Here is a 9097-nt window from a genome sequence, read left to right on the forward strand (position 1 = left end):
ATGTGCGGTATCTGCGGTTTTGTATCATCCAACAATCCTTCCTTTTTCGGCGGGGATATTCTTAAACGAATGCTCGCTGTCATACGCCACAGGGGCCCTGATGATGAAGGCTCGCTTATTGACGGCAATGCCGCTTTCGGCGCCAAGCGTTTAAAGGTGATCGACCTGATTTCCGGGCACCAGCCCATTCACGACGAGAAAAAGCGTTTCTGGGTTGTGTTAAACGGGGAGATATATAATTATCAGGAATTACGTCGGCAGCTTCGCGAAAAAGGGCATGTCTTTTATACCGATACCGATACCGAAGTAATAGCCCATTTGTTTGAAGATCACGGTTGTGATTGCGCGTCAAGGCTGGAAGGGATGTTCGCCTTCGCGGTCTGGGACAGCCGGGAAAGGCGATTTTTCCTCTGTCGCGACCGGTTCGGGATAAAACCGTTGTATTATTCCGTTGTCTTGGGAAGTTTCGTGTTCGCTTCCGAGCCGAAGGCGTTACTTGAATTTCCCGGGGTCAGCCGCCAGATCGATCTTACCGGCCTGGATGAATATTTCACCTTTGAGTATGTTCCGGCGCCGCGCTCCATATTCAAGGATATCCGTAAATTGCCCGCAGGTTGTCAATTGACCTATCAGGGCAGTGAGATCAAAGTAGATAAATACTGGGATATCGACCTCTTTGCGAAAAGCCGGTTCCTGAACGAGCCCCAGGCCGTGGACGGGCTTTTATCCCTGTTAACGGATTCAGTGCGTAAATATTTAAGATCCGATGTCCCGGCCGGCGTTTTTTTAAGCGGGGGTATCGACTCCGGACTGATCACCGCCTTAAGCAGCGGATTTGCCGGGGGCAACGGCCTTAAGACGTTTTCGATCGGGTTTGAGGATGATTCATTTGACGAATCCTGTTATTTCCGCCAAGTGGCGCAGCTTTACCGGACCAGGCATTTTCATCGGGTTTTCAACTGCCGGGACCTGATCTCGCTTATTCCCGAAGCGACAGGTTTGCTGGATGAGCCGCTGGCCGACGCGTCTTTTTTTCCGACCTATCTGCTTTCCCGGTTCGCCCGGCAGAATATCACCGTGGCTTTGAGCGGAGAGGGGGGGGATGAGCTTTTCGCCGGTTATCCTACATATCAGGCGCATAGATTAGCCGGTTATTATAACCGAGTCCCGGCTTTCTTGAGAAACAGGATCGATAAACTGGCGGGGTTGTTGCCGGTATCAATGCGCAATTTCAGCTTTGATTTCAAAGCCAAGAGGTTCGTGTCGGCTTATTCATTGCCGGCGGGAAAGCGCCATATTGCCTGGATGGGTTCATTTATGCCGGCGGATAAGGCGGGTTTATATACCGCGGCGTTAAAGGAACGGTTACCGGAAGAGGGGGCGGCCGAGCGCGTTATTAATGACTATATGGCCGGTTGCAGCCAGGCGGAATTGCTGGACCGGATGCAATACCTGGATATAAAGACGTATCTGCAGGACGGCCTTTTAGTCAAGACCGACCGGGCAAGCATGGCTAATTCCCTGGAGGCGCGCCTGCCGTATCTCGACCATCGTTTGGTGGAATTTGTTTTTCGCCTCCCGCAGCAGATGAGGTTAAGAGGCTTTGGCAGCAAGTACATCCTGAAAAAAGCCGCTGTCCCGTTTTTGCCGGCCGGGATCGTCAATCGCCGGAAAAAAGGGTTCGGCGTGCCTATCGGCTCCTGGATACGCAAGGATTTCAAAAGGTTGATCCTTGATTTTCTGGATGCGGATAAGATCAAGAAACAGGGCCTTTTGGACTGCGGATATGTCAACGGGCTGTTGGACAGGCATTTTCGGGGCAAGGCGGATAACCGTAAAAAGATCTGGACTATTTTTATGTTCGAATTATGGGCCTCAAAATATCTTTAAATAAAAGGGGATTAGGCGTTGCCTGGGGCTCTTTATTCAGGCAGATGTGTTTTTACCGTAATATCTTCGGCATAACCGCGGCCTGGAAGGCCGCGCTGAGCGGTTTAGCGTATGTATCCAATATCCGGGTATTTGGCGGTCCGCTGACCGTTAATCTTCTGATCACCGACGAATGCAATTTAAACTGTTCTATCTGCAGTTATCAAAATAAGCGCAATTCCCCGGGGATGCAGATGTCGTTGGAGCAGGTCAATGGGTTCATAGCGGCTTGCGCGAAAGAAAAGCCGGCGTTATTTTTCAGCGGCGGAGAGCCGTTTATGAGGCGGGATATCCTCGAGATGCTGCGAACGGCGAAGAAATACGGGCTCAAATGCGGGATAAACACCAATGGCTCTCTTATGGACGACCAGGCTATAAGCGGGTTAGCCGGCCTGGGAGTGGAATTGGTGGTTTTTTCATTATACGGGCCGCAGCATATACATGACGCGATTACCGGGGTAAACGGAAGTTTCGACAAGGCTTTAGTAAATATGCGGCAGCTTTGCCGGAAAAAGTCCAAGATCACCAGGGTTATCGTCAGTTGCGCTATAAACAAATACAACATTGATCATCTAAGCAGTATTCCTCGGATCGCCCGGGAGGCAGGGGCAGACGCGGTGAAATTCGAGCATTTGAATTTTTTAACTTCCGGGGAGTCCGGCTCAAAAGGCCCTGGTGTTGCGGCCAACACGCATATAGATGAAGGCGAAAGCTTTTCAGAAGGTTTTGTCAATAGGTTGATCGCCGTGTTGGATGAGATAAAGAAGATTTATGGGGATTTTGTGATGGTTAAGCCGGGTCTGAGCCGGGAAGAGATTATATCGTGGTACGGCGTTCCTTTTCGCTCGTCCAGGAGGTGTTTTTTTCCCTGGCATTCGGTTTTTGTCAAGCCGGACGGAACAGTTATCCCCTGCCAGTTCCTGCAGGATCGGGCGTTAGGCAATATCGCTGAAAATCGGCTCGGCGAGGTCTTCAACTCCAGGGCAATGCGGGATTTGCGGGGGGAATTAAAATCCGGGCTTTTGCCGGAATGCGCAAGGTGTTGTAAATTATAATATCGGGAAAGGCAAGGTTTGCGGCTGGAATGGCGATAAAAAATAAATATTGGGTCGTTGTTTGCTTGGCGCTGATCGTTTGTTTCCATCTGGCTAATAATTATATATGGCTGGCCAACAGCACTGATATCGTTGGCGTGGATGTGGCGAACCATCTTTATCACCAACTAAGATTCCACGATAAGTTCAAAGAGATAATTTTTAGCCCGTATTATTGCCCGGCGGAAAAGATCACGGGATTTATCGGGCTTTTTCATTCTTCTATGGCGTTCCCAAGTTGCGTATACTGGCCGAATTTGGTTTATTTTTTCTCGTCTGTCTTCGCGCTGGCCTTCGGCACAGCTTTGTTAACGGTAAAGATGGGCGGATTTTTTTATTTGTTGGCCCTTTTTTTGTCCGTATACGCCATCGGCAAAAGGATGGGGGGCAGGGGCTGCGGTGTATTAAGCGCGTTTTTTATTTCCATGTATCCGTTGATCTTTGAAAGCTCACGGCAATACGGGCTGGACCTGCCTTTGACCGCCGTTGTCAGCCTGGCTTTTCTCTTTTTGTTAAGGTCGGAATACTTTACCCGGTTGAAATATTCCGTTCTTTTCGGGCTTGCCGCGGGAGCGGGGATGCTCATCAAAGGTCAATTCATTTTCTTTTTGGCGGCGCCTTTTGTATTGACCGCGGGGGTTTATTTATTCGCGGACAGCCCGCGTAAGCTGACCGCGGGTGTTTGCCGGAATATCTGCGTTTCGGTTTTACTCGCGGTGCTGATATCCAGCCTTTGGTGGGCGGGAAAGATCGACGCTGTTTTAAACTCCTTGCTCGAGCACGGAGCCAGCGCGCAAAAGTTCCTGGAAAGCAATACGGTTACCCGGATGTATGCCCCGGAATATTACCTGTATAACATAAGAACCCTGTTTTTTGATTCGCTGGGCGTTGTCTTCGGCATTGCTTTTCTGCCGGCTTTTTTATTTTTCATCCGCGCAAAGATCCGGGATCGCTGGATTTTCCTGGCCTGGCTGCTGTTGCCCATAGCGCTTTTTTCGGCCATTTTCGTGGTAAAGCATGAGCGTTTCCTTATGCCGGTTCTGCCGGTGATAGCTCTGATCAGCGCCTGGGGCGTGTGCCGGCTGAAAAATTTGCGGATCAGGCTGACAGCCGTGCTGGGCCTGGTTATTTTAAGCCTGGCGCAATATTACGCGCTTTCTTATCACAATTTCTGGTATGAGACCCGTTTTGAGGATAAGACCTCTGTTTCGCTCATCGGTTCTTCGTCATACGGCCGCTCGCCGTACGTGCGTAAGCCGTATTATGACCGGGAAAAACTGGATTTGATCCGTAAAGCGGCAAGGATCGTGTCCGGGTCTTTTACCGGCAAGGGCGAGCGCGCAGTGGGCGTGGCCATGCTCGGCGGGCATGTTTCTGTGTTTGAAACGATGTACTGGATGTATTTTTTTGACCCGCGCATCCGCGTGTTGGATTGGCTGGAGCATTATGAGGATTTTTACCTCGCGTTCCCGGAATTAGAATATGTCATAATATGCTCGTATCGGTCCGAAGGCTTATCCTGGCCGCGAGGCCGGGAATTTATGGAATCGGCTGAGAGGAACCGGTGGGTGAGAATAAGGATGTCTAAATATTTCTTCGGCTGGGAAAAGAAATTCAACGCCTTTGTCCAGGCGGAAAAAGACTTTGAACTGGTTGAGACCCTGGATTTCGGCAACGGAATAACCTGGTATATCCACAAAAGGAAAGATTTAGAATGAAGGTGATCTTTATTACCAGGGAAGGCTATGCCCTGGCCGGGGCCAGGATAAGGTGTTATAACCTTTCCCGCGAACTCCGCTCATGCGGCGTTTCCGCCGAGGTGCTCTCATTTGCCGATACCCTTGGCGCGTTGGACGGAGCGAACGAGTCCCGGATGGGTTTGCCCCGGAAATTGAAGCTGAACCTTCGCGCCTATAAACTGCTTTGCGCGGATAAGGACGCGATATTTTATATCCAGCGCTTCAATTACCACAGTTTTGCCCCGTTCTTCGCGAGTTTGCGTCAAGGGAACCGTATTATTTTGGACCTGGATGATTGGGAGATGCGCGATGATCCCCGGTATTACCTGGGTTTTTATCCGTCTTCCAAGGCGCATTATTTCACCGGTTTGCTTGCCCGGCGCAGCGTGTTTTGTGTGGCCGCCAGCCGATTCCTGGAAGGATTTTTAAGAGGTTTCAACGATAATGTCCTGTATCTGCCTTCCGGAGTGGATACGCGTTTGTTCAAACCTGCAGGCGTTCCATTGGAGAAGGGGAACGAATTCATTTTTTCCTGGATCGGGACGCTGCATCGCAAAGAATATATCGAGAACCTGGATTTCGCCATAAATTGCTTCCGCAAGCTGCGCGAAGGATATCCGGATATTTATTTCGATATACTGGCAGACGGGATATACCGCGAGGATCTTTTGAAATTGGTCCGGGGATGGGGCGACAGCCATATCAGGCTGAAAAACTGGATACATCCGGATAAAGTGCCCGGATATCTGGATACGGTCAGCGCCGGGTTGTTCCCCGCGGTAAGCCGGAATAAATTCAATCTGGCCAAAAGCCCGACCAAGCTTTTTGAATATATGGCAATGGGAAAGCCCACGGTCTCCAGCAATGCGGGTGAGGCTTCTTTTATCGTCAGGCACAACGAGAACGGCCTGTTGGCCGCTGATCAAGACGGGTTTGTTGGCGCGATGGGCGCCCTTGTCCGGGATCAACCCTTATGTCAAAGGCTGGGATCCAGCGCCCGTAAGACAGTGGAAGATAAGTATTCCTTGAAGTCGCTCGGTTTAAAGCTTTGCCAATCCTTAAAAACGCTCTGATGCCGGATATATCCGCGGTTATACTGACTTTTAACGCTATCAAGTTCATTAAACCCTGTCTGGATTCGCTCTATAGCCAGTCAGGTGATCATAATATTGAGGTGATCGTAGTGGATAACGGCTCCGCCGACGGGACAGCCGGTTTCGTCAGCAAAAATTATCCGCGGGTTATTCTGATCGCCAATAAGGTTAATGCCGGCAGTTCAGCCGGGCGTAACCAGGGGATATCCGTTGCCAGGGGTAAATGGGTGCTTACTCTGGATTGCGATGTGGTCCTGGAAAAAAGCTTCCTGGGCCGGATAAGCGCGTTCATTTCCCAAGCGCCGGATAATATCGGGATGGTCGCGCCTAAAATACTGACTTCGGATAAAAGGACAATTTATTCCTGCGGGATATATCTCAGCTGGTTCAGGAAATTTTACGATCTGGGCAAGGGAAGAATTGCAGGTTATGATTCTGACCGGGGTGTTTTCGGCGCCTGTTCCGCGGCCGCCTTATACAGAATGGAAATGCTTGAGCGGATAAAAGAGGATACCGGCTATTTTGACGAGAGGTTCTTTTTTCTGGTCGAAGATGTGGATCTGTCCTGGCGAGGCCGCAGGAATGGCTGGCAGGCCTGGTTTTTAGCCGCGGCGGTGTGTTATCATCAGGGCAACAGCTCTTTGTGCGGCTCGAAAGCCAGGCAGTATCTGTGCATGCGCAACCGTTATTATATGATCAAGAAGAACGAGGGGGTTACGCGTTATCTTTGCCGGGTATTGCCGGTGTTGTTTTACGACCTGCCGCGCGGGCTGGCAATGCTGGCCTTGAACAGGAATAGAACATCCCCAGGATCAGCCACCAGAGCAGGCTTACCTCCGGCAGGAAAAAGGTAAAATCCATAAGGTTATGCGCCAGAAAGGCGGTAACTGAAATAAGAAGCAATCCCGTCTGTACGGAAAAACCCGCCTTACGCAAATTTTTTATCCCTGAAACCAGAACAGCGCCGGCCAGCCATAGAAAACAACCCAGCCCGATGAGCCCTGTTTCCGCCCAGAGCTGTAAATATGAATTATGGCTGTAACGCGATCCGGCCAGGTTAAAATTGCCCGGCCCTACGCCCAGTATCGGATGGCTGCGGATCAGCTCCAGGGTATCGCTCCAGTATTCCAGCCGCATCATTGTCGAGAACGCGGGCTGGTTGTGTTTTTGCCCTGAGCCGGCCCTCCAGGCAAAGATTAGGCAGGCGAAGAGTAATGCGCCGCAAAGGATTATCAGCCTGCGCCGGTTGATTTTTTTTCCGGCGATAAAATAAAGGGATAGCCCGGCGAAAATACTGAAAAAAGCCCCTACGGACCGGCTGAGCAGGAAGGCCAGGGATAAAGGCAGGATCAGCCATCTTCTTGAGCGGTCAGCCAGGGTTAACGGGATAAGCATGGCCAGGTAACCGGCCATGGCGTTGGGAGTGATAAAAGGGAAGAATACGCGCCGGGAGCGCATATAATCCCGGGCGAAATCGTAAGACAAATTGCTCTGATCGATGAATTTTTCGGTATGACCGAAGCCGAAAAAGTACTGATAAACTGCCAGAAGGCTGATGATAAATCCGCTAAATACTACCAGGCGCAGCGCCGCGTTCCTTTTTTCTTCATCCCAGGACGAGGCGGCAATAAATATCATTATTCCGGCCAGGAAACCGGATAGTTCGCTGAATGGGGTTATTTTACAGCCGGGCACAAGCGCCGCGACAGCCAAAAAAGCGCAGGAAAGGGCAATCGGAAGTTTTAGCCCGCGCATTGTTTTCTCTGAGGGTTTATCCCGGATGAGGCAGGCAAGAAGGCAGATCAAAAGGATGATCGAATAGGCGTTGTTCAAGTCAGGGAAGGCCGCAGAGGCGATAAACGGCCGCAGGAATATTAGGATTAGAAGGCAGATAAACATTATGATATAATTCTATAAGAGAGGCGGATAATGTCAAGCAAAACAGTCGGTATTATAATCGTTTCGGCGGGCAGGGAGGATTTTATCCGGCCTTTGCTGGATTCGATAAAAGCGCAGGATCATCCGGTTTCCCGGGTCATTGTCATAGATAATTCCCGGGACGGGTTGTCCTATTGTCAGGCTTTGAATAAAGGCATCGCCGAATGCCGGGAGGAATTCATCCTTTGCCTGAATGACGATGTCATACTGGAAAATGATTTTGTGCGGTTGGCGCTGGCGGGTTTTTCGATTGATGGGCGCGTGGGTATGGTCAGCGGCAAGATCCTGCGCTGGGACAAAAAGACCATTGACAGCACCGGGCTTTTCTTGAGCGTGTTCCGGACTGTGCGTGAAAGGGGCTACGGCGTTTTGGACTGCGGGCAGTATGAAAAACCGGGAATGGTCTTTGGGGTGACCGGGGCAGTGGCCTTTTACCGACGGAGTATGCTGGATGGCCTGGCGGATGACGGCAAAGTTTTTGACGAGGATATGAGTTTTTTTTATGAAGACCTGGATATTGCCTGGCGCGGTTATAACGCCGGATGGACCGCGACCTATGTCCCCCGGGCTAAGGCATATCACCTCAGGGGAGGCACAGCCAGGCCGGCTGAGGGGATCGGCCGTAAATTCAGCCGCAGGTTCCTTTCTGACCATTTGCAGTTTGAATTGATAAAGAACCGGTATATCACTATAATAAAGAACGAGAGGCTGGCGGACTTCCTGTGTTTTTTTATATTTATTGTTTTTTACGAGCTGTTATCCTGGGTTTTTTTGCTGGTTTTCAATCCCGGGGTTTTGAGACTGTTCTTTGAGCGCGGTATCCCGGCAGGTTTAGCGCTCTCGAAAAGAAATCGGTTTAAATATCCGGCAAAAATGGTAAAATAAATATTATGAATGAGGATCGCGCGGGATCGAAAAAGCGTAATTGGGTGGTTAAGGCGGTTTCCCGGTTTTCGATACTGGGGGAATTATTCGGTTTCTTATGGCTGAATAGACTCTGGTGGATGATCCCGTTCGTCGCTGTTTTGGTTATTTTGGGCTTGTTGGTCCTGCTGGTCCAGTCTTCCGCGGTTGTCCCTTTCATTTATACTTTATTCTGAGTTATGCGATCGCTCGCCGTTAAATTCAAGAAGGTCCTTTTGGGATTTATCTCTGTGCAGGTGCGTCTTATCCTCGGTATTTTTTATTTCGTTTTAATGGCTCCTCTGGGTTTGTTTATAACTGTTTTTAAGGATTACTTGGGGATTCGATCGGCGCCCGCCTGGAAAAAACGCGGTCCGGTCAGCGCCCCGGCGGATTTCTT

8 protein-coding genes and 1 pseudogene are annotated in these 9097 nt (G+C 50.3%); 8 read left to right on the forward strand and 1 reads right to left on the reverse strand.

Going from position 1 to position 9097, the window contains the following annotated elements; all coding sequences use genetic code 11:
- From asnB to M0R35_05110, 5 genes and pseudogenes are all read left to right on the forward strand, one after another.
- Entirely contained in the window at positions 1-1890 is a 1890-nt protein-coding gene (gene asnB / locus M0R35_05090; protein ID MCK9595036.1) for an asparagine synthase (glutamine-hydrolyzing), read from the forward strand.
- A complete protein-coding gene (locus tag M0R35_05095) occupies positions 1869-2984 on the forward strand; it encodes a radical SAM protein (GenBank protein ID MCK9595037.1) in 1116 nt (371 codons plus the stop codon). The genes asnB and M0R35_05095 overlap by 22 nt, the downstream gene beginning before the upstream one ends.
- A 29-nt stretch (positions 2985-3013) precedes the next feature.
- Positions 3014-4741, forward strand: a complete 1728-nt coding sequence (locus M0R35_05100; protein ID MCK9595038.1) for a glycosyltransferase family 39 protein — start codon at positions 3014-3016, stop codon at positions 4739-4741.
- Positions 4738-5835, forward strand: a complete 1098-nt coding sequence (locus M0R35_05105; GenBank protein ID MCK9595039.1) for a glycosyltransferase family 4 protein — start codon at positions 4738-4740, stop codon at positions 5833-5835. Before M0R35_05100 ends, M0R35_05105 begins: the two co-directional genes overlap by 4 nt.
- Positions 5835-6461 (forward strand): annotated as a pseudogene (locus M0R35_05110) (glycosyltransferase family 2 protein). The gene M0R35_05105 and the pseudogene M0R35_05110 overlap by 1 nt, the downstream one beginning before the upstream one ends.
- A gap of 109 nt (positions 6462-6570) precedes the next feature.
- Here the strand turns inward: M0R35_05110 and M0R35_05115 are convergent.
- Positions 6571-7755, reverse strand: coding sequence for an O-antigen ligase family protein (locus M0R35_05115; GenBank protein MCK9595040.1), 1185 nt, complete (start codon positions 7753-7755; stop codon positions 6571-6573).
- A gap of 30 nt (positions 7756-7785) precedes the next feature.
- Between M0R35_05115 and M0R35_05120 the strand changes: the two genes are divergently transcribed.
- The 3 genes from M0R35_05120 to M0R35_05130 all read left to right on the forward strand — a co-directional run.
- Positions 7786-8679, forward strand: coding sequence for a glycosyltransferase (locus M0R35_05120; GenBank protein ID MCK9595041.1), 894 nt, complete (start codon positions 7786-7788; stop codon positions 8677-8679).
- Between the two features lie 44 nt (positions 8680-8723).
- Positions 8724-8894: a DUF5989 family protein gene (locus M0R35_05125; GenBank protein MCK9595042.1), complete on the forward strand. Its 171-nt coding sequence runs from the start codon at positions 8724-8726 to the stop codon at positions 8892-8894.
- Between the two features lie 3 nt (positions 8895-8897).
- On the forward strand, positions 8898-9097 hold a 200-nt coding region (locus tag M0R35_05130), incomplete at its 3' end, for a hypothetical protein (protein MCK9595043.1).

The sequence above is a fragment of the Candidatus Omnitrophota bacterium genome (assembly GCA_023227985.1).
Classification (GTDB): domain Bacteria; phylum Omnitrophota; class Gorgyraeia; order Gygaellales; family Profunditerraquicolaceae; genus JALOCB01.

Excerpts from the sequence above, each read along its gene's own strand:
- M0R35_05105 (MCK9595039.1), top strand. The coding sequence starts at position 4,738 with ATGAAGGTGATCTTTATTACCAGGGAAGGCTATGCCCTGGCCGGGGCC.
- M0R35_05120 (MCK9595041.1), top strand. The coding sequence starts at position 7,786 with ATGTCAAGCAAAACAGTCGGTATTATAATCGTTTCGGCGGGCAGGGAG.
- M0R35_05100 (MCK9595038.1), top strand. The coding sequence starts at position 3,014 with ATGGCGATAAAAAATAAATATTGGGTCGTTGTTTGCTTGGCGCTGATC.
- M0R35_05115 (MCK9595040.1), bottom strand. The coding sequence starts at position 7,755 with ATGTTTATCTGCCTTCTAATCCTAATATTCCTGCGGCCGTTTATCGCC.
- asnB (MCK9595036.1), top strand. The coding sequence starts at position 1 with ATGTGCGGTATCTGCGGTTTTGTATCATCCAACAATCCTTCCTTTTTC.
- M0R35_05095 (MCK9595037.1), top strand. The coding sequence starts at position 1,869 with ATGGGCCTCAAAATATCTTTAAATAAAAGGGGATTAGGCGTTGCCTGG.